The following is a 24,781-nucleotide window of genomic DNA, read 5'->3' on the forward strand; positions in this document are numbered from 1 at the left end:
TTCACGCCGCCAGATCGGCGACCACCGAATCAAGCAGCGGAAAGCCCAGCGGCGTGACGCGTACGCGCCCCGCCTCGTCGGCGACAAGAAAGCCGTCCGCCGTGAGCGTGCTGATCTGGCGTTCATCCAGCGTGCGCCCGCTCAGCGCTTTGAAGCGCTCGGGATCGATGCCCTCGGTCAAGCGAAGCCCCATCAGCAGAAATTCGTCGCCCTGTTCCTCGGCGGTCAGCAGCTCATTCTCGATCAGGCCGTGCCCCTCGCTCTCGACTTGCGTGAGCCACATCTCCGGATGCTTCTCGGCCGATTGCGCGCGCCTTCCCGCCGGCGTGATCAGGCGCCCATGCGCGCCGGGACCAATGCCGGCATATTCGCCGTAGCGCCAATAGACGAGATTATGCTGGCTTTCGGCGCCGGGCCTGGCGTGATTGGACACTTCATAGGCCGGCATCCCGTGCGCCTGCGTGATCTCCTGCGTCGCGTCGAACAATTCGCGTCCGAGATCGGCGTCGGGAACCGCCAGTTTGCCGGCCTTCCACAAGCGCTCGAACATCGTGTCGGGTTCGATCGTCAATTGATAGAGCGAGAGATGCTCGCCCGCCAGATCCAGCGCCTGGGCGAGTTCGGCGCGCCACGCCTCCAGACTCTGTCCTGGACGCGCATAGATGAGATCGAACGAATGGCGCGAAAAGATCGAAGCTGCGATTTTCAGCGCGGCGAGCGCTTCCTCGACATTGTGGCGACGCCCAAGGAATTTCAGATCGGCGTCGTTCAGCGCCTGCACGCCGATCGACAGGCGATTGACGCCCGCCGCGCGATAGCCGCGAAAGCGCCCGGCCTCGACGCTGGTCGGATTGGCCTCAAGCGTAATTTCGGCGCCTGGCATGACGCTCCACGCCTCGGCGATGGCGTCGATGATCGCCTGCACGGTCTGCGGGCGCATCAGCGAGGGCGTGCCGCCGCCAAAGAAAATCGAGCGCACGATGCGGCCTGGCGCGATTTCGGCGCGATGCCTGATCTCGGCGCGGAAGGCGGCGACATAGCGATCTTCGTCGATCGCCGTCGAGCGCACATGGCTGTTGAAGTCGCAATAAGGGCATTTGGCGAGGCAGAACGGCCAATGGACATAAAGCGCGAAGCCCGGATCGGAAGCGCCGTCCTGGGCGGCAGGCGCGTGCGGAGAGAGATTCGCGGCGACGGTCATCCCGCCTTATGCCATTTTGTCGCGGCCGGCGCCAGAATGTTCCATTTTGGCCCGCCCCTCAATGCAACGGCGGCTTTTTGAGAAAGGCGTCGCGGTCGGCCGAGTTGATGCGCAGCCAATGGCTGCGCTTGTTGCGCACGACCTCGATGGGAATCTCGGCGCCGGCGGGACCGGAGCTCCAGACCTTGCGATAGAAATCGCCGAGGCTTTCGACGCTGGAATCGCGTACAGAGGAGACGATGTCTCCTTCACGCAGGCCGGCGGCGGCCGCCGGTCCACGTTCGGCCAGATTGAAGACGACGATCCTGCCTTCGATATCGGCCGCATAAACGCCTAGCCAAGGCCGCGGCGGTTTATTGACCCGGCCATAGGCAAGAAGATCGTCGAGGATCGGCGGCAGCAAGTCGATCGGCACGATCATGTTGATATCGCGCCGTGAGCCCTCCTCGGCCTCCTGTTGGATGTGGAGCGAGCTGATGCCCAGGAGCTTGCCGTCCTGTCCGATCAGCCCGGCGCCGCCCCAGAACGGATGAGCGGGCGCCGTGAAGATCGCTTCGTCCAGCAAATATTCCCAATAGCCCGCAAACTCCTGCTTGCCGATGACGCGGGCGCGCACCGATTGCCCCCGGGCCCCGCCCGCGACGACGACCGGATCGCCGGGCTTGGCCTCGCTCGAGCGGCCGAAATTCAGCGCCGGCAGTCCGAGCCTGCCCAGGGCCTGCACCAAGCCGAAACCGGTCGTCTGATCATAGGCCAGCGCATGGGCGGGAGTAACGCGACCGTCGGCGCTGGTCAGCCAGACGCTTTCCGCCTCGGTGATCAGGTAGCCGATGGTGAGGACCAGCCCGCTCTCGCGAATGACGACGCCGCTTCCCGCTCTCTCGACGCCCAGAATGGGCGCAGTGAAGGCGTCCGGCGGGATCGCCGAGCGGATCGCCACGATGGATTCGAGGGCGTGATCCAGATCGAAGCCGAACTCCTCGGCTCTGGGCTGATCGGGCGACGAAGCTTCCCAACGCGATTTCTCGGCCATGAACTCTTCCTGTGCGAAACGAACCAGTGATTTAGGTATGACGCGACCGTCGAACAACCAGTCGCCAGCTTTTTCGATCAGGCCGCGCATGTCGACATGATTTGGCGTCGCCGTCCCTTGCGCGCCCTCCCTTGTCCTCTTCAACGAAATGCCCGATCTTGCTTCGCGCGTCCGGCGCCGGGACCGGCAGCATCGGGAGGCCGTTTGGTCAATGACAGATATGTCCGCCGCTTCTCCGCCATGGCGTCAAAACGACGGCCACCGCCGCTGGCTGCAGAGCCAGGCCGACGACCTCTTCACGTTCTTCGAGAGCGAATCGTTTAATCCCGCCGGCGGTTTCCACGCCATCGACAATGCGGGCCATGCGATCAAGAGCGACGCCGTTCGCCCTTTGCACGCGACCACGCGCATGGTCCATTGCTCCGCCATCGGCCATCTCCTGGGGCGGCCGGGCGCCGGTGATTTCGTCGACCACGGCATGGACGCCATCCTCAATCGCCATCGCGACGCGAAGAACGGCGGCTATTTCTGGTCCTTCGACGACAATGGGCCGCGCGAGCGCGAAAAGCTCGCCTATGGCCACGCCTTCGTGCTGCTTGCCGCCTCGAGCGCCAAACTCGTCGGCCATCCGCTCGCCGACAAGCTTTTGGCTGACATCAGCGAGGTGCTGGAGAAACGCTTCTGGGAAGCAGCGCATGGCGCGAGCGCCGAGGAATTCGCGGCCGACTGGTCGCCGATTTCAGCCTATCGCGGACAGAATTCCAACATGCATCTGACCGAAGCGCTGATGGCGGCGTTCGAGGCGACAGGCGAGCGCGGCTATCTAGAAAAAGCGGAGAGCATCGCCGATCTGATCTTGCGGCGCATGGCGGGATCCGAACAATGGCGCGTGCCCGAGCACTACCATAGCGACTGGACGATCGACCGGGAATATAAGGGCTCCGACATGTTCCGCCCTTATGGAACGACGCCCGGTCATTGGCTCGAATGGTCGCGCCTCGCCATGCAATTATGGGAACTGGGCGAGCGCCGGGTCGATTGGCTGCCAGGCGCCGCCAAGGGGCTCTTCGTCCAGGCGACGAGCGTTGGCTGGGACGCGGCGACTGGCGGCTTTTATTACACGCTCGAGTGGAGCGGCGCGCCCCGTATCCGCGACCGGATCTGGTGGCCATGCTGTGAAGGAATCGGCGCGGCGGCGTTTCTGGCGGCGCATGAAAGCAGCGCTTTTTATGAGGACTGGTACCGGCGCATCTGGAGCTTCTCGGCGCGCCATTTCATCGACCGGCGCCAGGGCGGCTGGATTCCGCAACTCGACGATTCGCTGAGTCCCATCGACGGATATTTCGTCGGCAAGCCGGACATTTACCACGCCCTGCAGGCCTGCCTCATTCCGCTCTATCCGGCCAATTCGAGCCTGACGCGCGGCATCGTTCGGACGCGCTGAGCGCCCGAACGACGCCTTCGATCTCACAATCCTTCAAACAGCGCCGTCGAAAGATAGCGCTCGGCGAAGGACGGGATGATGATGACAATGTTCTTGCCAGCGTATTCTGGGCGTCGGCCGACTTCGATCGCGGCGGCGATGGCGGCGCCAGAGGAAATGCCAACCGGAACGCCCTCAAGGCGAGCGACCAGCCGCGCCGTGTCGAAAGAGGTCTGGTTGCCCACTGTGACGACCTCGTCGATCACGCTGCGATCAAGGATGGCCGGCGCAAACCCCGCGCCGATGCCTTGAATCTTGTGAGGGCCCGGCTGGCCGCCCGACAGAACCGGTGAATCTTCCGGCTCCACCGCGATCATTTTGAGGCCGGGCTTGCGCGCCTTCAGCACCTGACCGACGCCGGTGATCGTTCCGCCTGTGCCGACGCCTGAAACGATCGCGTCGACCTCGCCATGGGTGTCGTTCCAGATTTCTTCAGCGGTCGTGCGACGATGGATTTCCGGGTTAGCCGGGTTTTCGAATTGCTGGGGAATGACGGCGCCAGGCGTCGCGGCGACGATCTCCTGCGCCTTGGCGATTGCGCCTTTCATTCCTTGCGGCGCCGGCGTCAGGACGAGCTCGGCCCCTAACAGGGCCAGCATCTTGCGCCGCTCGATCGACATCGATTCCGGCATGACCAGGATCAGTTTGTAACCGCGCGCCGCGGCGACAAAGGCGAGCGCGATCCCCGTATTGCCGGAGGTCGGCTCGACAAGCACGCCGCGCCCCGGCGCGATTTTGCCTTGCGCCTCCAGAGCGTCGATCATCGCCACCCCGATACGGTCCTTGACGCTGGAGATCGGATTGAAAAACTCGAGCTTGGCCAGAAGATGCGCGCCGACGCCCTTCTCCTTCGCGATTCGATCAAGACGGACGATCGGCGTGTCGCCGATTGTGTCGGTAATCGAATCATAAATACGCCCTCTGCCGGGAGCGCGCGCCCCAGGCTCAGCGCCTTTCGAATGAGCGTCGGCCATCACGAATCCTCCACTGCGCCGCCGATGTCTACAGCCGGCGACTGACGCTGCGAATGCTATCAGCAATGGACAGAGTGTCTATATGCAATGCGTCCAACCGCATTGTCAGATCGCAAAATCCCCGCCGGCTTTATCGTCTTCAAGGATTCGGGCGGTGACCGCCTCGGCGCAAAGGTCTTCAACGGTGATGGCGTCGAGATTGGCGAGAAATCCGTCCCCGGCTTTTCGAACGCTAGGTTCGATAACTTTCTTGACGAGCTTGGAAGAGGCGCCGATTTCGCTCGGATCAGCCGCGCTCAAGGCCAAAGCGGTGCGCACGATTTCGCCTGCCGTGATCTTGCGTCTTTCGCGAGCGAGCTCATAACCGCCGCGAGGCCCGCGCACACCCTTCAGGATATTGGCTTGAACGAGCCCCTGCAGCAGCGTTTCAAGATGGCGCGGCGGCAAATGATGGCGCGCGGCGAGCGATTTAGCTGCAACCGGCGTGGGCCGGGCGTAAAGCGCCACATCCACGACTGCGGCGATCGCAAGCATGCTGCGCCTCGATAAAAGATTCATGCTATTTCTCCGTGCCGCGTCCAGTTGACCCAAATCCACCCGCGCCGCGGGCGCTGCCTTCCAATCCGTCGCTCTCCACCAGCGCAACGCGCTCAACAGGAGAAACGACAAGTTGCGCGATTCGCGCGCCGCGTTTGATCACAAACGGATGACTCCCGAGATTTATCAATATGACCCCGATCTCTCCACGGTAATCGGCGTCGATGGTTCCGGGACTGTTAAGGACTGTAACCCCGGAATGAAGCGCCAACCCCGAGCGGGGTCTGACCTGCGCCTCATAGCCCCGTGGCAAGGCGATCGCAAACCCCGTGGGGATCAGCGCTCTTCCGCCAGGTTGGAGGACGATGTCGGCATCCGCCGCCGAAGCAGCCATCAGGTCAAAACCGGCTGCATCTTCAGTATGATAGATCGGTAGCTGCAAATCCGCCGCGTGCGGAAGCCTCTTGATCGGAACATTGATCATGACTTGTTATGCAGCATAGCGGCCAGTCGATCAACCAGTCGCGCGGCTACCTCCTGCTTGCTCATTGTCGGCCAGGCTTCCACCGCCGTCGGCGTTACGAGATGGACGGCGTTGGTCTTTCCGCCGAATGTTCCAGACCCTTCGGCGACGCTATTGGCGAGGATCAAATCGCACCCCTTCTGCTCTAATTTACGACGCGCATTTTCGATCAGATTTTCCGTCTCGGCGGCGAATCCGACAATCAACGCGGGACGACTGTTTAAGTTGCGGCCAATCGCCGCAAGAATGTCGGGGTTCTCGATCAGGGTAAGACGCGGCGGTCCGCCCGCGCCTTTTTTCATCTTTTGCGCCCCCGAATGCTCGACGCGCCAATCGGCCACCGCCGCCGCCGCGATGAAAATGTCGGCGGGCATGGCCGCCTCCACCGACGCCAGCATTTCGCGGGCGCTTTCGACATGGACCGTCTCGACGCCCGCAGGGTCGGCGATGCAAACCGGCCCGCTGACGAGCGTCACTCTTGCGCCGGCCTTGGCCGCCGCCTGGGCGATAGCGTGACCCTGTTGGCCAGAGGAGCGGTTGCCGATGAAGCGCACGGGATCAATCGGTTCATGAGTTGGGCCTGAAGTCACCAACACGTGTTTGCCGGCAAGCGGCCCTTTTGGTTCCTTATCGGTGCGCCCAACCCCTGGGGGCAGCGCAAGGGTGGTCGGCCTGGACAAGGCGTCTTCGATCGCCGCGACGATCGCCATCGGCTCGGCCATTCGGCCCGGGCCATATTCGCCGCAAGCCATGTCCCCGTCGTCGGGCCCAACAAACAGAATTCCATCGTTGCGAAGCACGCCGACATTGCGCTGCGTCGCGGGGTGAAGCCACATGCGCAAATTCATCGCCGGCGCGACCAGAGTTTTCTTGTCGGTCGCCAGCAGCGCCGTCGTCGCCAGATCATTGGCGAGGCCATTGGCCATACGCGCCAGCAGATCCGCAGTGGCCGGCGCGACGACGACCAGATCGGCCTCGCGCGATAATTCGATGTGACCCATCTCGGCTTCGTCGGTCAGCGAGAACAGATCCTCATAGACCTTATCGCCGCTGAGCGCCGCCGCCGAAAGAGGCGTGATGAATTGCCTGGCGGCCGCCGTCATCACGACGCGCGCGTGGGAGCCCCGTTCATGCAAGCGGCGGATGAGCTCAAGCGCCTTATAGGCCGCGATGCCTCCGCCAATGACGAGGAGAATGCGGGAGCCCGACAGAGAAGTTTCAGTCATCGATCGACACCATCGACAGGAGGGACCTTAAAACGCCGCAAGACCATCATAGGCGATAGGCGATCCAGGCGAGGAGCGCCGCGATCGCAACAAGAACCGCCATCGGCGCGAAAGCCAAACGCCGCTCGTCGCGCAATGCGATCTTTTCAAGACTGTCGAACAGGCTGCCCGACGCCGCCGCGTCTTCCCAATGCTCGATCAGGCGGCCGAGCCGCTCCAACTGTTGCGGGGCGCCGGCGATGACTTTGGCGAGTAGAGAAAGATTGCGGCCGAGGTCCTCGATTTTGCCGCGCGGCCCCAGATTCTCGGCGATCCAGGCGCCGACGACCGGTTCGGCGGTCGCCCACATATTGAGCCTGGGGTCGAGCTTGCGCGCGACGCCTTCGACCACGACCATGGTCTTTTGCAGCATGACCAGTTCGATGCGCGTCGCCATGTCGAAGAGAGCCGTGATTTCAAAGAGCAATGTCAGCAACTTGGCCATTGAAATCTGGTCGGCGGTGCGCGAATGGATGGGCTCGCCGATAGCGCGAATAGCCTGCGCGAAATCCTCGACCCGATGCGTTTGCGGGACATAACCAGCTTCGAAATGCACTTCAGCGACGCGTTGATAATCACGGGTGATGAACCCGTAAAGTATCTCGGCGAGAAACCGTCGCTCCTTCAGCCCGAGACGCCCCATAATGCCGAAATCGACGGCAGCGATGCGCCCTTGCAGATCGATGAACAGGTTGCCCTGGTGCATGTCGGCATGAAAGAGCCCGTCGCGAAGAGCGTGGCGCAGAAAGGACTGGATAAGCGTGCGCCCCAGTTTGGCCGGATCGAATCCGGCGCCGGCGAGCCGGTCCGGATCGGACAACGGCAGGCCGTCGATCCACTCCGTCGTCAGCACCTCGCGCGTAGTGCGATCCCAGTCGATCGCGGGCACGCGAAACTCAGAATCGTCGGCCGTATTTTCGGCGAACTCGGAAGCCGCGGCCGCCTCAAGGCGAAAATCCATCTCAATGCGCACCGAACGCGCGAGGGCCTCGACAATCTCGACCGGTTTCAATCGGCGCATATCCGGCGCCATGCGTTGAGCCAGCCTTGCGGCAAAAAACATATCGGAAAGATCGCGGGCGAAGCGCCGCTCGACGCCCGGGCGCAGAACTTTCACCGCGACTTCGCGCGTTCCCTCGCCGTCTTTGACGCGTGCGCGATGCACCTGGGCGATCGAAGCCGCGGCTACCGCTTCGCCGAACTCGACAAACAGAGTGTCGAGCTTCACGCCAAAGGCCGTCTCGATCGTCGCGACGGCGACGCTGCGCGGTTGAGGGGACACCCGATCCTGCAGCCGTTCAAGCTGTTCCACGACTTTGGGGCCGACAATGTCGGCTCGGGTCGAGACGAACTGGCCAAGCTTCACATAGGAAGGGCCAAGCCGGTCGATCGCGGCGGAGAGGCCGCCAAGGCCCTTGGCGCCGCGCCGCGCCAAAAGATTGGCGAGCGCAAGCGGCGCGCGCGCCAACGGCGGCAATATGTGCGGATCGATGTCGACGAACGCGCCTTCGCGCGCAAGCACGAAGCCGGCCCGGGCGAGGCGGGCGCAATGGCCGAGATTTGCAAAGGGCCGCAAATCTAGAGTTTCCAGCCTGAATGAATGGCGACCACGCCTCCGGACAATCTTGTAAAATCCACACGCGAAAAGCCCGCGTCGCCGATCATATCCGCGAAACGCTCGGGCGTTGGGAAGCGGCGGATCGATTCGACGAGATAGCGGTAGGGCTCGCCATCGCCGGTGATGACCTTGCCCAGCGCGGGAATGGCGGTGAAGGAATAGGCGTCATAGAGGCGATCGAGAAGCGGCGTATCGACGCGCGAGAATTCAAGGGCAAGGAAGCGTCCGCCGCGCTTCAGCACGCGATGGGCCTCGCTCAAAGCCTTGTCGATACGCGGCACATTGCGGATGCCGAATGCGATCGTATAGGCGTCGAAACGATCGCTGGGCAACGGCAGCGCCTCGGCATTGCCCTCGACAAAGGTCACGCGCTCGCCGGTTTTACGCTTGGCCGCACGCTCGCGACCGACCCGCAGCATATCGCGGTTGACGTCGAGCGCCGTCACCGCGGTGAGCCGGCCGCCGGCGTCGGCGACGCGAAAAGCGACATCGCCGGTGCCGCCCGCGACATCGAGATGCGCGAACGGCCGGTCGCGGGGAGGCCGCACTTTGGCCACGAGCAGGTCTTTCCACAGCCGGTGCAAGCCCAACGACATCAGATCGTTCATCAGGTCGTAGCGGTCGGCGACCTTATGGAAGACGTCATCGACCAGCCCCTGCTTCTCATCGAGCGGGACTTGCTGATAGCCGAAATGCGTATTTTCACGAACCGACGACGACATAAACTGGCTCCGATGGCGACGGACCATAGCGATTGACGACGCTGATAGCATTCTTTCCCGCGCGGCGCCCTTTTTGCGGTCGGGCGCACGCCAAAACCGATTCAATGCCTACTCACGCTTCCGCAGGAGATAAATGTCCATGATCCATCCCTTTCGCGCCCGAGCCTCGGCTCGAATTCGCTCGATCTCGGCGGCGACCGCCCGCACATCGCCCGACACAAGAATCTCATCTTTCGTTCCGATATAAGCGCCCCAATAGATATCCACGTCCGCGTCCTTAACGGCCTTGAACGCGCAATCGGCGTCGAGCATCACCACGACATTGTCGAATCCGTCGGGAAAGCCCGCCGCCACGTTGCGGCCGGTGGTGATCTCGACCGCCGTCCCGATCTGATTCAGGGAAATCTTGTGGGCGGCGGCGAGGGCCTGGACGCTGCTGACGCCGGGAATCACTTCATAGGCGAACTGCACAGCGCCTCTGGCGAGGATCTGTTGGACGATCCGCAACGTGCTGTCATAGAGCGCCGGATCGCCCCAAACGAGAAAGGCGCCGCATTCGTCCTCGCCCAGTTCTTGCGCAATCATCCTCTCGAAGATGGCGACCCGCCGCTGATGCCAATCCTTCACGGCCGATTCGTAGGATGAGGGCTTCCGGTCGCGCTCTGGGTCCGGCGCGGAGACGGTCCTGTATGATCTGCCCTTGATGTGGGTTTCGCAGATCTCCTGCCGGAGGCGCGCCAAATCCTCTTTCTCGCGCCCCTTGTCGAGCGCAAAAAAGACATCGACTTTGTTGAGCGCCTCGACCGCCTGCACGGTGATATGGTCGCGATGTCCGGCGCCGATGCCGATAATAAACAACTTCCGCATCTTTGGGCGCCTTTTAAGCGGCGGCGGTCAAACGAGCCGGTCCAGCCGTTCGTTCGGCCCAACGCAATTCGCCTCGGGCGAGCATGTAATTCACATGGGCGAGCAATTCGCTGAAGGCGAACCCCATTTGATGGGGGTCGAGTTTGCGCGTGAACATGACGGTCAGCAGTTCGGCCGGCCGATGGGGTTTTTCCTCGCACGCCTGGCGCAAGGCCTCGCAGCGGGCTTCATGATGCGCCATCAGTTCGCTCGCGCGCTCGTGCAGGCCATAAAAAGGCAATTGATGGCCGGGCAGCACCAATCCATCCGCGGGCAGATCGGCTTTCAACGCACGCAGCGAGCGCAAATAGAGGCCGAGCGGATCGCCGCGCGGGCTCATCGCCGCAACGCTGACATTGGGGGAAATTTTGACGAGAACCTGATCGGCCGCCAGAAACAGCTTCTCGTCGCGGCAGAACAGCATGAGCTGCTCGGGCGCGTGACCGTCGCCCGCCAAAACCTCGAATTTGCGCCCGCCGATGGCGAGTTCGTCGCCCGCCACCAGACGCTCAAAGGTCGGCGGCAGAGGCGCGACCATGCCGAGATAATCATGGCCCATCGTTGCAATCAGCGCGGTCGTCGCCTCATCCAGGCCGTTGCGCAGATAAAAGTCGCGATAGACCGGCGCCTGAAGCTTGCCCGGCGCAAGGCTGAGGTTCAGGCATTCGATGTAAGCGGTCTGGCTGGTGAGGAGCGGAATATCAAACTTTTCGGTCAGCCAGCCAGCAAGACCGATGTGGTCGGGATGCATATGGGTGACGATCAGCCGCGTCAGGCGTCTGCCCGCTAACGGTCCGGACAGAAGCGCGTTCCAGGCCATGCGCGCATTCTCATCGTCGATTCCGGTATCCACCACGGCCCAACCATCGCCATCGTCGATGAAGTAGACATTGACGTGATCGAGCCTGAACGGCAGCGGAATGCGCGCCCATAAAATGCCCGGCGCGACCTCGATCGCCTCGCCTTTTTCGGGCGGGGTGGGAAAAGGAAAGATCAGAGGCGCGGCTTCTATCGATTTTGTCATCGCTCCTTTTACACAATTTGGCGCCATTCAAGCCACCGGCCCGGAACTTGACCCCGGCGCCGCGCCCCCCTATTGCCTCACGCGCCAGTCGGCTGGACGGCCGTCGCTTTCTCAAGCGGAGGAAAGTCCGGGCTCCACGGAGACACGGCGCCGGATAACGTCCGGCGGGGGCGACCCCAGGGACAGCGCCACAGAGAGCAGACCGCCGGTTCGCATTTCGAAAGAACTGCCAGCCGGTAAGGGTGAAAGGGTGCGGTAAGAGCGCACCGCGCGGGCGGCAACGTCAGCGGCATGGCAAACCCCGCCGGGAGCAAGACCGAATAGGAGCGACAAGAGGCGCCTAAAGCGCCTCAGGCCCGTCCCCGGGCTGGTCGTTCGGGTTGGTTGCTAGAGGCGTTCGGCAACGGACGCCCCAGAGGAATGGCCGTCACGCACGGGGCTCACGCCCCGGGCCATACAGAACCCGGCTTATAGGCCGACTGGCGATTTTTATGCGAGCCTCACCCCTGCCCCGTGCGCACGTGCTCGGGGCGAACGCCGAGGCCGACAAGGCGCGCCATCAGCCGGCGCAGGAAAGCAAAACGTCCGATCAGCCGGAAGGCGAGCGGCGGCTTCAACGGCGTGGTTTGGCTAAGGGCCCGCACGACGATATTGTTCTGCGCCATCACTTGCGCCCATTGCGTCGCCCGCGCCGGAAAAAGGCGGCGGCGTTCGACGGCGGCCAGATCATCGTCGCCGACGCTGCGTGCGAGGAGCGGCGCGGCCAGTTGGTTGGCTGCGGCGACCGCGTCCTGCACCGCCAGATTGATGCCGACGCCGCCGATCGGCGACATCGCATGGGCGGCGTCGCCGATCGCCAGAAAGCCCGGCCGGCGCCACTTCTCCAGCCGGTCGACAGCGACGCTCAGCAGCTTCACGTCATCGAAGCTGGCGATATTGGCGAGCCTTGCGATAGGAATCCGCATCAGCCGCGCGACATTCGTTTTGAAGGCGTCGAGGCCGCGCGCCTGCAGCGCTTCAAGCGAGCCCTTGGCGATGACATAGCCGCATTGCCAATAGTCGCCGCGATTGATTCTGATGAAAATGCTTCCTGCATCAAAATGCCCGGCGATCTCCGCCCCATCGCCATCCTCGCGGGGAATGCGGAACCAGAGCACGTCCATGGGCGCGCCAAGATCAATCACCTTCAGGCCAGCGGCATCGCGCAAGGTCGAATGGCGTCCGTCCGCCGCCACCGTGAGATCGGCCCGGATCGCCAACGGGCCGTCCGGCCCCCGCGCTTCGACGCCGACGATTTTGCCTGCTTCCTCGATCAGCGACTTCGCTTCCGTCCGCATCAGTAGTCTGAAGGTTTTGAACGCTGCGCCCTTGGTCGCCAGAAAGCTCAGGAAATCCCATTGCGGCATCAAGGCTATATAATTGCACGGCGCGGGCAGACGCGAGAAATCGGCGATTATGGCGCGCGTGTCGCCGAACCAGCCCTCAAGCTCGAAAGCCTTTTGGTGTGGCAATTGAAGGAATTCATCGAGAAAGCCCAATTCCTTCATCAGATTGAGGGTCGAGGGATGGATGGTGTCGCCGCGAAAGTCACGCAGGAAATCGGCGTGCTTTTCCAGCACGACGACATCGACGCCCGCGCGTGCGAGCAAAAACCCGAGCATCATGCCCGCTGGCCCGCCGCCCGCAATGCAGCAGCGCGTTGAAACAACGGATTCACTCAGGGCGGCCTCCCCCTCATTGCTTATACGCTATTGTCAATCGCCGGATCGCCGACCGCAAGCCATTCCGAGCGCTTGCCTGGCGCATGAGGCTTTTCTAACGCAGCTAAGGCGCGTATGGGAGGAGCAGCGGCGGAAGCCCTGCCGCCAAACGCTTCTTTGAATCCTGGCGAGTCCATGCAACACGCTCATTCCGTTCGTCCCGCCGGCTCCTGGTCCGGCGAGCCGGCCGACACAATCGTTCTCGATTATGACGACCGTTATCGGCGCCGCATTGCGATGACCGGCGTGCGCGGCCTCGCCTTTCTGCTCGACTTGCCAGAGGCGGTGATGCTGCGAGCCGGCGATGGCCTGGCGCTGGACGATGGACGCATCGTCGAAGTTGTCGCAGCGCCCGAAAAATTGGCGGAGATCCGCGGCGTCGACGCCGCCGCGCTGACGCGCATCGCCTGGCACCTCGGCAACCGTCACCTGCCGACCGAATTGCTTAAGAAAAGTCTGCGCATCCGGCGCGATCATGTCATCGAGGATATGGCGCGCGGACTGGGCGCCAGCGTTGTCGAGATCGAAGCGCCTTTCAACCCCGAAGGGGGCGCTTATGTCTCGGCCGCGCCAGTTCATGGGCACGATCACGGTCACGACCATCATGACCATGGCGCGCATGATCACGATCACGGTCATCACGGCGATGCGCATCACCGGCACAGCGACCACCAGAGCGTCGGCGCCGAGCCGCATGTGCATGGCCCGGACTGTGGCCACGATCATCATCATGACCACGACCATTCTCACGGCCACGCTCACGAGGCTCATGGACGCGCCAAGTCTTAAGCCGGAGAGCCTAGAGCCGGAAAATTTTGCGGAATTGCCATTGCTGCTGTGGCTGTCGCCGGCTTTTCCCGTCGGCTCGTTCGCCTATTCGCATGGGCTCGAATGGGCGGTGGAGGCCGGAGACATCGTCGACGCCGCGACGCTTCAGATATGGCTCGTCGATCTCCTGAATTTCGGCGCGCCGCGATCGGACGCGGTGCTTTTCGCTTGCGCCTTCCGCGCCGGGCGATCGTCCGACTGGGCCGCGCTGGCTGAGATCAATGAATTGGCCGTGGCGCTCGCCGGTTCGGCCGAGCGGCGGCTTGAGACTTGCGCGCAAGGCGGGGCGTTTGTCTCGGCGATGCGCGCGGCCTGGACTTGCGCGGCGCTTGAACATTTACCGGCGAGCGGCGATCCCATCGCTTATCCCGTCGCCGTCGGCACCGCGGCGGCGGGGCATGGATTGAGCCTCGATCTTTCCCTGCAGGCCTTCACCCTCAGCCTGTTCTCCAATTTCGTCTCCGCCGCGGTGCGGCTTGGGGCGATCGGCCAGACCGACGGGCAGAAGACGTTGGCGGGGATTTTGCCTGACGTGCGCCGCCTTGCGCGCGAAACATCGAGCGCTGGACTTGACGATCTTGGCGGCTGCGCCTTCCGCTCCGACATCGCCGCGATGCGGCACGAAACGCAATATTCGAGGTTGTTCCGATCATGACGAGACAAAAACAGCCGCTGCGCGTCGGCATTGGCGGACCCGTCGGGTCGGGTAAGACAGCGTTGATGGAGCAATTGTGCAAACGCTTGCGCGCCGGCTTCGAGATCGCGGCGATCACCAACGACATCTACACCAAGGAGGATGCGCGCCTGCTGGTCGAGGCCGGCGCGCTGGCGCCCGAGCGCATCATGGGGGTGGAGACGGGCGGCTGCCCGCACACGGCCATCCGCGAGGACGCGTCGATCAATCTGGCGGCGATTGACGAAATGAACCGTCTCTTTCCAGCGCTCGATCTCATCCTGATCGAATCGGGCGGCGACAATCTCGCCGCGACCTTTTCGCCCGAACTCGCCGATTTGACGATCTACGTCATCGACGTTTCGGGCGGCGAGAAAATCCCGCGCAAGGGCGGACCCGGCGTTACGCGCTCGGACATGTTGGTCATCAACAAGATCGATCTTGCCCCCTATGTCGGCGCCTCGCTCGATGTGATGGCGAGGGACGCAAAACTGATGCGCAAGGAGCGCCCCTTCGTCTTCGCCAATATGAAGAGCGGCGAAGGCGTGGAGGCCGTGATCGCCTTCATCCATGAAAAGGGTGGGCTCGGCGCGGCGTAAATGACTGTGATCACGCGCATTTGATGGACAATCGGCGCAACCTTCATTTGCAGCGCAACTCAACTGCGTCATGAGCGTTGAGCGTAAACGGGGCTGTCGCATTTTGCTTGCCCTCAAATCGGAAGGAAACCCGCTATGTTAGGCAAATTCGCTCGGACAATCGCCTTGACGGGGGCAGTGGCGCTGGGCGCGGCAAGCACGGCGCAGGCCGCAATCGGCGACGGCGTCTTGGGCGCGCGCGAGCCGCTGACAAACACGACGCAGATCGAGAAAGCCCAATTCTTTTTCGGTGGCCAGAATTACTGCTGGTATGACGACGGTTGGCAGGGTGCGGGCTGGTATTGGTGTGGTTATGCGCATCGTAGCGGCCTTGGCTGGGGCGGCGGCGACGGCTTTCACGGTTGGCGTCGCGGCGGCGGCGGAGGTCATGGCGGAGGGGGATTCCATGGCGGCGGTCATGGCGGCGGCGCATTCCATGGCGGCGGCGGAGGTCATGGCGGGGCGCATGGCGGCGGTCACGGCGGCCATGGTGGCGGTCACGGCGGCGGTGCGCACAAGCACTGATTCGCCAACGCGATGAAATGAAAGAATATGGCGCGTAGCGCCAGCAGCGTCCGGCTCATCCAGCCGGACGCTTTTTTTGCTTTGGACCTCTGCGCCCAAAGAGATATCCGTGCGCGTTTCGTCGAGCGCGCTGGCGCCCAATGGGTTTAAAATCCCGCCGTCCGCATTATTTCTCCCTTTCGGCCAACGAATCTGCTTGAATCGCCTACCCCTCTCGCGAGAAACGATCCGTGTCCATTCGCCGCCTCGATCCCTTGCTGATCGACCGCATCGCCGCCGGCGAAGTGATCGAGCGGCCGGCCGCTGCGGTCAAGGAGCTGGTCGAAAATGCGCTCGACGCGGGCGCGACCCGCATCGATGTGGCGGTGGAAGCCGGCGGGCGCACGCTCATCCGCGTCGTTGACGACGGCGCGGGGATGAGCGCGCACGATCTCGAGCTCAGCGTCGAACGCCACGCCACGTCGAAAATTCCCGACGGCGATCTGACCAATATCGCAACGCTCGGCTTCCGCGGCGAGGCTCTGCCCTCGATTGCCTCCGTGTCGCGGCTTGAAATCCGTTCGCGCGCGCTCGGCGCCGATGCAGCCGCCATGTTGCTCGTCGAAGACGGCGTCAAAAGCCCCGTTCAGCCTTGCGCCCAACCGCACGGCACGCGGATCGAGGCGCGCGATCTGTTCGCTGCGACGCCCGCGCGGTTGAAATTCCTCAAAAGCGATCGCAGCGAAGCCCAGGCGGCCGGCGATGTCGTGCGCCGCCTCGCTCTTGTCAATCCGCAGGCGCGTTTCTCCTTCGCCAGCGAAATCGGCGCGAGCTTCGACTGGCCGGCCTGCGCCGCCGGTGAAATGGGCCGCCTGGAGCGGGCGCGGCAGGCGCTGGGTTCGGATTTCGCCGCCAATTGCATCGCCCTTCATGCGGAAAGGGAGGGCGTTCGCCTCACGGGCTTTGTCGGCTTGCCGACCTTCAGCAAGAGCAATGCGCTGACACAATATTTCTACGTCAACGGCCGTGCGGTGCGCGACAAACTGCTCGCCGGCGCCTTGCGCGCCGCCTATCTCGACTATTTGCCGCGTGACCGGCACGCGGTCGTGGCCCTGTTTCTCGAATGCGAGCCACGCGACGTCGACGTCAATGTCCACCCCGCCAAGGCGGAGGTGCGCTTTCGCGACAGCGGGCTGGTGCGCGGCCTGATCGTCGGGGCGGTCAAGCAAGCGCTTGAAGGCGCGCTCCATCAGGCGTCGACGACGGGCGGCAGCGGCGCGATCGCCGCGTTGCGCAGCCCTGGCTTTACGTCGCCGGCGGCGCGCCTTTCCGGGCCGTGGGACTGGCGCGCTTCGCCTGCCGCTCCCACAGGTTTTGCCGAGCCCGCGCAGCAAAGTTTTGCTGACTTTGCGCCCGCCGCTAATGCCGCCGCCGACATGGCGGCGCCCGCGAGCGCCGATCTCGCGGCGCCGCTTGGAGCCGCGCGCGCGCAAGTCCATGACGCCTATGTGATCGCGCAGACAGGGGACGGCATCGTCATTGTCGACCAACACGCCGCCCACGAGCGCATCGTCTATGAGCGCCTGAAGCGCCAACGCGCGCAAAACGGCATCGAACGCCAGATTCTGCTTTCTCCCGTCGTCGTCGATCTCGACCCCGACGCCGCGGCCCTGCTTGTCGATCACGCGGCGGCGCTCGAAGAGCTTGGCCTTGTCATCGAAGGCTTCGGGCCTGGCGCGATCCTGCTGCGCGAAATTCCGACCCTCCTCGCGCAGGCCGACATGAATCTTTTGATGCGCGATCTCGCCGATGATTTATCCGCGGAGGATGGCGCGCTATCCCTGGAGCGCCGCCTGGATCATCGCCTCGCCACCATCGCCTGCCATCATTCGGTCCGGTCCGGGCGCAAACTCAAGCCGGAGGAAATGAACGCGTTGCTGCGCGAGATGGAGCGGACGCCGGGCGCTGGCCAATGCAACCACGGAAGGCCGACCTATATCGAGCTGAAGCTCGGCGATATCGAGCGGCTGTTTGGGCGAAGGTAGCAGTTTGCGACCGCAAGCGCGTCCTCCGAGCGTGGCTTAACACTCGTGTGACGGGAGACCAGCATGCGCGAGACCCGGACGGTGAGCGTCTCAATCGCCCGACCATGGCAAGAGGTTTACGAGGCGATCTGGAGACCTCAAGACTTTCCGAAATGGGCCTCGGGTCTCTGCAAAACGCCGCTGGAAAAAGACGGAGACGGCTGGAGAGCGGAAGGCCCTGAAGGGCCGATCAGAATAAGGTTTACGGACCATAACGTCCTTGGTGTGATGGATCATTATGTCGATGTTGGCGTCGGCCCGGAAATCTAAGTCCCCATGAGAATTATTCCGAACGAGGGCGGGACAGAGGCGCTGCTGACGCTCCTGCGACAACCGGGGATGTCTGAAGCAAAATTTGCATCGGACGCAGAATGGGTGGAACGCGACCTGCTTGCGCTGAAAGCGCTGGTTACGCGATGGTCGAGCGCCTGATTTCATCCATGAACGCTGAGCTACGCCCCCTCCCCGTGTGAGCGGAGAGAGGGCGTCGCCAACGCCGCGCGTTTCCCATCCGGGGCGTGAGAAAGGAGACGATTGCGCGCCTTCACGCCCCGCTTGGCGCGAATACGCGCAGCCGATGGCCGTCGGGATCCAGCGCCACGAAAGTGCGCCCGAAATCCATATCGGTCGGCGACTGAACGATCTTCAGGCCTCGCTCACGCCAATCGGCGTGGCGCGCGTCGACAGCTTCCCCGTTCTCGAGGGCGAAGGCGATTTCGCCGCCGCCCGGCGCGTTGGCCGCGGGCTTGACGCCGTCGCGTCCCCAGAGCCCCAACATGATTCCCGACCGCATCCCGAACATCACGAAAGTCGGCGAAGATTCGACGGCCGGGCGCCCGAGAAGGTCGGCATAGAACGCTTCGCTCAGCTTGGGGTTGGCGACATAGAGAAGAATGAAATTGATGTCTGTCATGGCGTGGCTCCTTTTCGATCGGAGCCTGGGATATCGCCGAGCGCTGTCAGATTCTGTCAGCAGCGATTCACGCTTCGCCGATGCCTTGCGCGGCGCGCCATTCCTTCAGAAGCGCCTGTCGCCGGCGGGGATAGCGCGTCGGAATCGACTCGATCGCGCTGATGCGGTCGGTGCGGAAATGGCGGAACGCCGCGCGCGTCTCGCACCACGCGACGACGACGCGGGAGCGGTCGAAGAAGCTGAGGGCAAAGGGCCAGATTGTCCGCTGCGTCGGCGTCCCGGCGCCGTCGACATAAGCGACGTTGAGTTTTCGCTCGGCGCGGATCGCTTCCCGGATCGTCGGCAATTCGGCGTCTCCCACAGCGATGCGGTCGCCTGGGCCAACCAGCAGGCTTGAGGAATCCAGGAGATCGGAGAGGTTGGGGGGCAGCACCGCGGCGATTTTGGCCAAAGCATTGCGCGCCGAGCCGGCCAGCGGCGAATCGGCGCGGGCGGCGACCCAGCGCGAACCCAAGGCGAGCGCCTCGATCTCCTCGATATTGAACATCAGCGGCGGCAGCGTGAAGCCTGGCCGCAGGACATAGCCAAGCCCCGCTTCGCCAGCGATATCGGCGCCCTGCGCCTGGAGGGAGGCGATGTCGCGATAAAGCGTGCGCAGGCTGACGCCCTGCTCGCGCGCCAGCGCCGCGCCCGATATTGGGCGACGATGGCGGCGCAGAATCTGGATGAGATCGAGGAGACGTTGCGCGCGCGACATGGCGGCGATCTAGCGGCCGCCCGAGATCGTCAGCACGGTTCCCGTCGCATAGGCGGCGGCGGGCGACATCAGCCAGATGATCCCCTCGGCGATTTCTTCGGCCGCGCCGACCCTCCCCATCGGAAGGCTGGCCAACGCCGCGTCGCGCATCTCCTTCGATGACATGTCAGTGGCCGTCATCCCGGGCGCGACCGCGTTGACGCGGATGCCCTCGCGCGCCACTTCGTTGGCGAGGCCTTTGGTGAAGGTTTCGATCGCGCCTTTGGTCATGGCGTAAGGCACGCCCCCGGCAAGGCCTCCGAGCCGCGCCGCGACCGACGAAATGTTGACGATGGCGCCGCCGTGGCCGCCGTGGCGCGTGGACAGCCGGCGCACGGCCTCCTTTGCGCAGAGGATGGTTCCCATAACGTTGACTGCGAAAAGTCGCGCGAGATCCGCGGGCTCCTGCGCGTCTATGCGGGCGGCCACCCCGATTATGCCGGCATTGTTGATCAGTCCCGTCAGGGGCCCGAGCGCGCTTACGGCGCTTTCAAACAGCGATCTGACGGCCGCGGGATCGGCAACGTCGGCGCCGAACGCCTGGGCGCGCCCGCCAAGTTTCTGGATCGCCGCCACCGTCGCTTGCGCGGCCGCTTCGTCGACGGCGTAATTGACTGCGACGGAATAACCGGCCGCGGCCAGTTTGAGACAAGCCGCCGCGCCAATGCCGCGTCCGCCGCCCGTAACGATGACCATGCCGCTCGCCATGATGTGTTCTCCCGCGTGAGATGCCGCCGACGCCAGAATGTCAGGCGACGACGGCCTTGGCGAGAACTGTCGATCATCCACAGGGGCTTTTGCAACGCGCTATGTCTTATGCGATACAACGCTTTGTGGCGACATTGCGTCGAAAATGGGACGCATGCGTCGAGAAGGCTCTTCGGGGGCGGACGCAGCTTGGCGTGAGGGCGCGGATTTTGACAGGCGCCGTGTTTCGATCAAGCGCGGCGGCCAAAACGGGCGGGGCGAATCGTGAATATTTTTCGAGAAGTTCTTTTGGTTTCCGCGGCGAGCTTGGCCCTCGTCGGCGTTGCGCAAGCGGCTGATTTGCCAACCAGCAAGCCAGCCCCGCCGCCGCCCCCGACTCTCGCGTCTTGCGCGACGCCGATGGAGTTCATCACCACGGCCTGCCCGTTGACCTATTACGGCATTACGCTCTACGGCGCGGTGGACATGGGCGGCGGCTGGCAGAGCCACGGAACGCCGTTCAACAGTTCCATCATCTCCGGCGTCGAAGAGCTTGTCTCGAAGAACAGCAATCACGCGGGATGGCTTCCGGCGCCCGGCGGCCTGACCCAGTCGTTCATCGGACTCAAGGGAAAAGAAGAATTCGCTCCTGGATGGTCCTTTGTCTTTGATCTGACCATGGGGTTCGACCCTTATTCCATGACGCTCGCCAATGGACCAAAATCTTATCTTGAAAACAACGGCCTCCCCGCCACCCTCCAGTCGTCAAACGCCGATTCGAGCCGGGCGGGCCAGTTTTACAACGGCACGGGTTATGCGGGCGTCAGCAACCCAACCTTCGGCACGCTGACCTTCGGCCGGCAAAACTCGCTGACTCTGGACGGCGTGATCGCCTATGATCCGATGGGCGCTTCTTACGCCTTTTCGCCGATTGGCTATTCCGGCCTGACCGCCGGCGCCGGCGACACCGAGGACGCGCGATACACGACCGCGATCAAATATCGCGTCGACGCCGGCATGTTCCGGGCGGCGGGGCTTTATCAGTTCGGCGGCTATGAATTGAACAACGCCACGCAGGGCGCCTATGAACTGCAAGTCGGCGGAGATTTCGACGGCGGCGCCTACGGCAAACTTTCGCTCGACGCGATATACACCCGCGACAAAGACGCTGTTTCATCCGCGCCGCTCACCGCCGCGCAAAATCTGGTGCATCCCGGCACGCTCGCCGCCACTATCTCCGACGACACCAGCGTGATGCTGCTCGCCAAATACACCTACAACCAGGTCAAGCTATACAGCGGCTACGAACACATCACATTCCAGAATCCGTCCAATCCCCAATTGACAAGCTTCACCGACATCGGCGGATACACCGCCGTCTACACGGGCGTCGGCGGCCAGATCAACAATGTCGCCTACACCACCAACAGGATCATGCAGATCATGTGGGTCGGCGGGCGATACGCCTTCACCGACACGCTCGACGCGGGCGTCGCTTACTATCATTACATCCAGAATAATTATGCCGGACCGGCGAGCTGCGCGACCTTTGGATCAAGCAGTTCGCATTGCGCGGGAACGATGGACGCCGTTTCTTTCGACGTCGATTGGAAGTTCGCCAAGAAATTCGATGTTTACGCAGGCCTGATGTTCTCTGAAATGAACAATGGTCTGGCGAACGGCTACCTCTATCACACCAACATCGACCCCACGGCCGGGATTCGCTTCCGGTTCTAGGAAACGGGCCGATAATTCGCCGAAAGCGCTTTGTCGTAAACTTCAATCCCGTCATTCGCCTCCTGAGCGCCGTCTGTTCGACAGACGGCGCCGCCGGGCCGGCAGCGTAGAATTTGCGCTTGACGAATGACCTCGGCCGCAATTATACGCGCCGCAGCGAAGCGGTTCGCCTTCGTCGTAAGCGTTAACGTCACTCAACGCGCCATCGTCCGAGTTGCGAGTCCTTAGGCTCACGCTCGGCTTTAAAGGCGCAATCCTATGAGCGACGTCGCACGTCATCCCTCTTCTGCAATCTCCGCCGCCCGAACTGAATTCGCGGGTCTGGCGCCACTGTTTCTAGTGATCTTTCTTGGCTTCCTGTCCGTCGGCGCGCCGTTGCCTGCCCTCTCCCTTTACGTGCATGACAGCCTTGGCTTCAGCCCCTCAGTCGTCGGCTGGGTCATTGGAATCCAGTCCTTGGCGACGGTGCTGACACGCCATCGCGCGGGCGCTCTCTGCGATCGCAGGGGGCCGCGCCGCGCTGTCCTGCTCGGTCTCCCGCTCGCCGCCTTGTCGGGAATGTTTTACCTCGCCTCCGTCTGGGCGCCTCTCAACCTTGAAGGCAGACTCGGCGTCCTGTTGATCGGTCGAGTGACGCTGGGGCTGGGCGAGAGCCTGTTCATCACCGGCGCCATGAGCTGGGGCATAGCGCGCATCGGCGCGGCGCGCACCGGCAAGGTCATGTCCTGGCAGGGCATGGCGATATATGCGGCGATCGGCCTTGGCGCTCCGCTCGGCTTAGCCGTGCAAGGCGCCTGCGGCTTCGTCGGCGTCGCAATCCTGACGATCGCGACGCCGCTGCTCGCCGGCGCCATTGCGCTGCGCCTGCCGGCCGCGCCCGCCAGCGGCGGCGGCGACCGCACGCCCTTCTATCGCGTGCTGGGACTGATCTGGCGGCCGGGCCTCGTCCTCACGCTCGCGACAGTCCCCTTCGCCGCCATGGCGACGTTCCTCGCCCTCGATTACGCCGCCAGAGACTGGTCTGGCGCGGGACTGGCGCTGACCGGTTTTGGCGCGGGCTACATCCTGGTCCGCCTTGTCGGCTCGCACCTGCCGGACCGTTTCGGCGGCGCCAAGGTCGCCGGCGCTTCGCTCGCCATCGAAGCTCTGGGCCAATTGCTGCTCTGGAGCGCCCCGGGGCCAGATCTCGCGTTCATCGGCGCGACATTGACCGGCGTCGGCTTTTCGCTGGTGTTTCCCGCCATGGGCGTCGAGGCGACCCGCCGGGTCCCGCCGGAACAAAGGGGACGCGCGGTCGGCAATTTCATCGCCTTCTTCGACGTGGCGATCGGGTTGACGGGCCCGGCGGTCGGCATCGTCGCGGGTCGCTTCGGCTACGCCTTCGCGTTTCTCATCGGCGCGGGCGCGACCCTTATCGCACTCGCTCTGCTGACGGGCGTTCGCCGACCGAACGTGACGCGATAGACGGGCGACGGCGCGCTCACAAACTCACGCGACTTCCGCTCGCGCGGCGACGTGTTTCTCAATCGCCGCCAGCAGAATGCATATCGCGATCCCTTCGGATGCGTCGCGCACATCCCTCAAGGGAGGAAACGTCGGCGCCAGGCGCAAATTGCTGTCATTGGGATCGCGCCCATGCGGCCAGGTCGCGCCCGCCGGCGTCAGCGCCAGACCGACGTCGCGCGCCAGCGCGACGACCTGTCTGGCTGTGCCGTCGGCAACGTCGACGCTAATAAAGTAGCCGCCTTCCGGGCGGGTCCATTTGGCGACGCCCGTTCCGTCCAGATGGGTCTCCAAAGCATTCACGACCGCATCGAACTTCGGCGCCAGCAAGGCGCGATGCGCGTCCATGTGGCGAAGCAGGCCCGCCTCGTCCCTGAGGAAGCGCACATGCCGGATCTGGTTCAGCTTGTCCGGGCCGATCGTCCGTTTTGACGCGCGCGCGAGATACCAGCGCACATTGGCGGCGGACGAGGCAAAGAACGCGAGGCCGCCGCCTGCGAGCGTCACCTTCGACGTCGAGGCGAAGACGAAGGCCCTGTCGGGATTGCCCGCCTTCTCGCAGAGATCAAGGATGTCGGCGATCTCATGCCGGCGTTCCGTCAGATGATGAACCGCATAGGCATTGTCCCAGAACAGGCGAAAATCGGGAGCGCCGGTTTTCATCGCCGCGAGCCGCGCCGCCGCCTCATCCGAATAGACTTCGCCGCTCGGGTTCGAATATTTGGGCACGCACCACATGCCTTTCACGGCGGGATCGGCGGCGAGCGCCTCGACCGCGTCCATATCCGGCCCCTGCCCAGTCATCGGCACGGGCAGCATGCGGATTCCAAATTCCTCGCAAATGGCGAAATGGCGATCATAGCCGGGCACGGGACAGATGAAGGCGGGCGCCGTCGCGCGCGACCACGGCGCAGTCGAGCCCGGCACGCCCTTCAAAAGCGCCCAGACCACGCAATCATGCATGATCGCGAGACTGGAATTATCGCCGACGACGATGCGCTCGGCAGGCGCGCCGAGCATCGATGAGAACAGGGCGCGCGCTTCGGGCAATCCCTGCAGGCCGCCGTAATTGCGCGCGTCTTCGCCAGCTTCCGTGAAATGGTCGCGATTGCCAGGCCACGCCAGCAACTCGTTGGCGAGATCGAGCTGCTCCGGCGCTGGTTTGCCGCGCGTCATATCGAGCTTGAGGCCGCGGGCGCAGAAGGCTTCGTAATCGCTGCGGACCTTGCCCAGCAATGCTCGCAGACCGTCGTCGTTCAAATCAGCAATGCGACTCACGGAAACCTCATTCGCGTCGGCGGCGCCCGAGCGGGCGCCGCCGACGCGAATGATAAACTTTATGCCTGACCTATCCAACCGTTCGTGGACGATT

24 protein-coding genes and 1 other RNA gene are annotated in these 24,781 nt (G+C 63.5%); 10 read left to right on the forward strand and 15 right to left on the reverse strand.

Annotated elements, in window-relative coordinates:
- Position 1 precedes the first annotated feature (1 nt).
- Both hemW and GSQ90_RS00265 read right to left on the reverse strand, forming a co-directional pair.
- On the reverse strand, positions 2–1,201 hold the full coding sequence (gene hemW / locus GSQ90_RS00260; RefSeq protein WP_158812474.1) for a radical SAM family heme chaperone HemW: 1,200 nt from the start codon (positions 1,199–1,201) through the stop codon (positions 2–4).
- Positions 1,202–1,259: 58 nt separating this feature from the next.
- Entirely contained in the window at positions 1,260–2,234 is a 975-nt protein-coding gene (locus tag GSQ90_RS00265; RefSeq protein ID WP_158812475.1) for a S1C family serine protease, read from the reverse strand.
- Between the two features lie 211 nt (positions 2,235–2,445).
- Between GSQ90_RS00265 and GSQ90_RS00270 the strand changes: the two genes are divergently transcribed.
- Positions 2,446–3,678: an AGE family epimerase/isomerase gene (locus GSQ90_RS00270; protein ID WP_246731345.1), complete on the forward strand. Its 1,233-nt coding sequence runs from the start codon at positions 2,446–2,448 to the stop codon at positions 3,676–3,678.
- A 23-nt stretch (positions 3,679–3,701) separates the two neighbouring features.
- Here GSQ90_RS00270 and cysK read toward each other — a convergent pair whose 3' ends face one another.
- From cysK to GSQ90_RS00310, 8 genes are all read right to left on the reverse strand, one after another.
- A complete protein-coding gene (gene cysK / locus GSQ90_RS00275) occupies positions 3,702–4,691 on the reverse strand; it encodes a cysteine synthase A (protein WP_158812476.1) in 990 nt (329 codons plus the stop codon).
- A 105-nt stretch (positions 4,692–4,796) separates the two neighbouring features.
- A complete protein-coding gene (locus tag GSQ90_RS00280; RefSeq protein ID WP_158812477.1) occupies positions 4,797–5,249 on the reverse strand; it encodes an Rrf2 family transcriptional regulator in 453 nt (150 codons plus the stop codon).
- 1 nt (position 5,250) lies between these two features.
- On the reverse strand, positions 5,251–5,712 hold the full coding sequence (gene dut, locus GSQ90_RS00285; RefSeq protein WP_158812478.1) for a dUTP diphosphatase: 462 nt from the start codon (positions 5,710–5,712) through the stop codon (positions 5,251–5,253).
- Positions 5,709–6,977 (reverse strand): bifunctional phosphopantothenoylcysteine decarboxylase/phosphopantothenate--cysteine ligase CoaBC, encoded by a 1,269-nt coding sequence (gene coaBC / locus GSQ90_RS00290; protein WP_158812479.1) that lies wholly within the window; start codon positions 6,975–6,977, stop codon positions 5,709–5,711. The genes dut and coaBC overlap by 4 nt, the downstream gene beginning before the upstream one ends.
- Before the next feature lie 46 nt (positions 6,978–7,023).
- Positions 7,024–8,592, reverse strand: a complete 1,569-nt coding sequence (gene ubiB / locus GSQ90_RS00295; protein WP_158812480.1) for a 2-polyprenylphenol 6-hydroxylase — start codon at positions 8,590–8,592, stop codon at positions 7,024–7,026.
- Positions 8,593–8,594: 2 nt separating this feature from the next.
- A complete protein-coding gene (ubiE, locus tag GSQ90_RS00300) occupies positions 8,595–9,356 on the reverse strand; it encodes a bifunctional demethylmenaquinone methyltransferase/2-methoxy-6-polyprenyl-1,4-benzoquinol methylase UbiE (protein WP_158812481.1) in 762 nt (253 codons plus the stop codon).
- Between the two features lie 108 nt (positions 9,357–9,464).
- Positions 9,465–10,223: a precorrin-6A synthase (deacetylating) gene (cobF, locus tag GSQ90_RS00305; protein WP_158812482.1), complete on the reverse strand. Its 759-nt coding sequence runs from the start codon at positions 10,221–10,223 to the stop codon at positions 9,465–9,467.
- Positions 10,224–10,236: 13 nt separating this feature from the next.
- Entirely contained in the window at positions 10,237–11,286 is a 1,050-nt protein-coding gene (locus GSQ90_RS00310) for an MBL fold metallo-hydrolase (RefSeq protein ID WP_158812483.1), read from the reverse strand.
- Positions 11,287–11,370: 84 nt separating this feature from the next.
- Here GSQ90_RS00310 and rnpB point away from each other — a divergent pair.
- An RNA gene (rnpB, locus tag GSQ90_RS00315) (RNase P RNA component class A) lies at positions 11,371–11,773 on the forward strand.
- Positions 11,774–11,786: 13 nt separating this feature from the next.
- Here the strand turns inward: rnpB and GSQ90_RS00320 are convergent.
- A complete protein-coding gene (locus tag GSQ90_RS00320; protein WP_371418315.1) occupies positions 11,787–13,031 on the reverse strand; it encodes an FAD-dependent oxidoreductase in 1,245 nt (414 codons plus the stop codon).
- 150 nt (positions 13,032–13,181) lie between these two features.
- On the opposite strand from GSQ90_RS00320, the gene GSQ90_RS00325 reads away from it, so the two are divergent.
- The 6 genes from GSQ90_RS00325 (at position 13,182) to GSQ90_RS32060 (ending at position 18,043) form a co-directional block, all read left to right on the forward strand.
- The gene (locus tag GSQ90_RS00325) at positions 13,182–13,835 is read left to right on the forward strand and encodes an urease accessory protein UreE (protein ID WP_174247429.1); all 654 of its coding nucleotides are present in this window, start codon (positions 13,182–13,184) and stop codon (positions 13,833–13,835) included.
- Positions 13,777–14,529: an urease accessory protein UreF gene (locus tag GSQ90_RS00330; protein ID WP_246731347.1), complete on the forward strand. Its 753-nt coding sequence runs from the start codon at positions 13,777–13,779 to the stop codon at positions 14,527–14,529. Before GSQ90_RS00325 ends, GSQ90_RS00330 begins: the two co-directional genes overlap by 59 nt.
- Positions 14,523–15,146 carry an urease accessory protein UreG gene (ureG, locus tag GSQ90_RS00335; protein ID WP_371418316.1) on the forward strand — a complete coding sequence of 208 codons (624 nt, stop codon included), beginning with the start codon at positions 14,523–14,525 and terminating at the stop codon, positions 15,144–15,146. Before GSQ90_RS00330 ends, ureG begins: the two co-directional genes overlap by 7 nt.
- Positions 15,147–15,498: 352 nt before the next feature.
- Positions 15,499–15,726 carry a hypothetical protein gene (locus GSQ90_RS00340; protein ID WP_158812486.1) on the forward strand — a complete coding sequence of 76 codons (228 nt, stop codon included), beginning with the start codon at positions 15,499–15,501 and terminating at the stop codon, positions 15,724–15,726.
- Positions 15,727–15,940: 214 nt separating this feature from the next.
- The gene (gene mutL / locus GSQ90_RS00345) at positions 15,941–17,734 is read left to right on the forward strand and encodes a DNA mismatch repair endonuclease MutL (protein WP_158812487.1); all 1,794 of its coding nucleotides are present in this window, start codon (positions 15,941–15,943) and stop codon (positions 17,732–17,734) included.
- A gap of 63 nt (positions 17,735–17,797) precedes the next feature.
- Positions 17,798–18,043: an SRPBCC family protein gene (locus GSQ90_RS32060; protein WP_210254778.1), complete on the forward strand. Its 246-nt coding sequence runs from the start codon at positions 17,798–17,800 to the stop codon at positions 18,041–18,043.
- Between the two features lie 274 nt (positions 18,044–18,317).
- Here GSQ90_RS32060 and GSQ90_RS00355 read toward each other — a convergent pair whose 3' ends face one another.
- The 3 genes from GSQ90_RS00355 to GSQ90_RS00365 all read right to left on the reverse strand — a co-directional run bounded on the left by GSQ90_RS00355 (position 18,318) and on the right by GSQ90_RS00365 (position 20,190).
- A complete protein-coding gene (locus GSQ90_RS00355; RefSeq protein WP_158812488.1) occupies positions 18,318–18,686 on the reverse strand; it encodes a VOC family protein in 369 nt (122 codons plus the stop codon).
- A 67-nt stretch (positions 18,687–18,753) separates the two neighbouring features.
- Positions 18,754–19,443: a YafY family protein gene (locus GSQ90_RS00360; protein WP_158812489.1), complete on the reverse strand. Its 690-nt coding sequence runs from the start codon at positions 19,441–19,443 to the stop codon at positions 18,754–18,756.
- Positions 19,444–19,452: 9 nt separating this feature from the next.
- Entirely contained in the window at positions 19,453–20,190 is a 738-nt protein-coding gene (locus GSQ90_RS00365; protein WP_210254779.1) for an SDR family oxidoreductase, read from the reverse strand.
- A 264-nt stretch (positions 20,191–20,454) separates the two neighbouring features.
- Here GSQ90_RS00365 and GSQ90_RS00370 point away from each other — a divergent pair, with 264 nt between their 5' ends.
- Together GSQ90_RS00370 and GSQ90_RS00375 are read left to right on the forward strand one after the other, a co-directional pair.
- Positions 20,455–21,906, forward strand: coding sequence for a porin (locus tag GSQ90_RS00370; RefSeq protein WP_158812490.1), 1,452 nt, complete (start codon positions 20,455–20,457; stop codon positions 21,904–21,906).
- 258 nt (positions 21,907–22,164) lie between these two features.
- Entirely contained in the window at positions 22,165–23,370 is a 1,206-nt protein-coding gene (locus tag GSQ90_RS00375; protein ID WP_158812491.1) for an MFS transporter, read from the forward strand.
- Between the two features lie 24 nt (positions 23,371–23,394).
- Here GSQ90_RS00375 and GSQ90_RS00380 read toward each other — a convergent pair whose 3' ends face one another.
- Positions 23,395–24,687 carry an aminotransferase gene (locus tag GSQ90_RS00380; RefSeq protein WP_158812492.1) on the reverse strand — a complete coding sequence of 431 codons (1,293 nt, stop codon included), beginning with the start codon at positions 24,685–24,687 and terminating at the stop codon, positions 23,395–23,397.
- Positions 24,688–24,781: the final 94 nt, after the last annotated feature.

This window comes from Methylocapsa sp. S129 (assembly GCF_009765995.1).
In the GTDB taxonomy this organism is placed as follows: domain Bacteria; phylum Pseudomonadota; class Alphaproteobacteria; order Rhizobiales; family Beijerinckiaceae; genus Roseiarcus.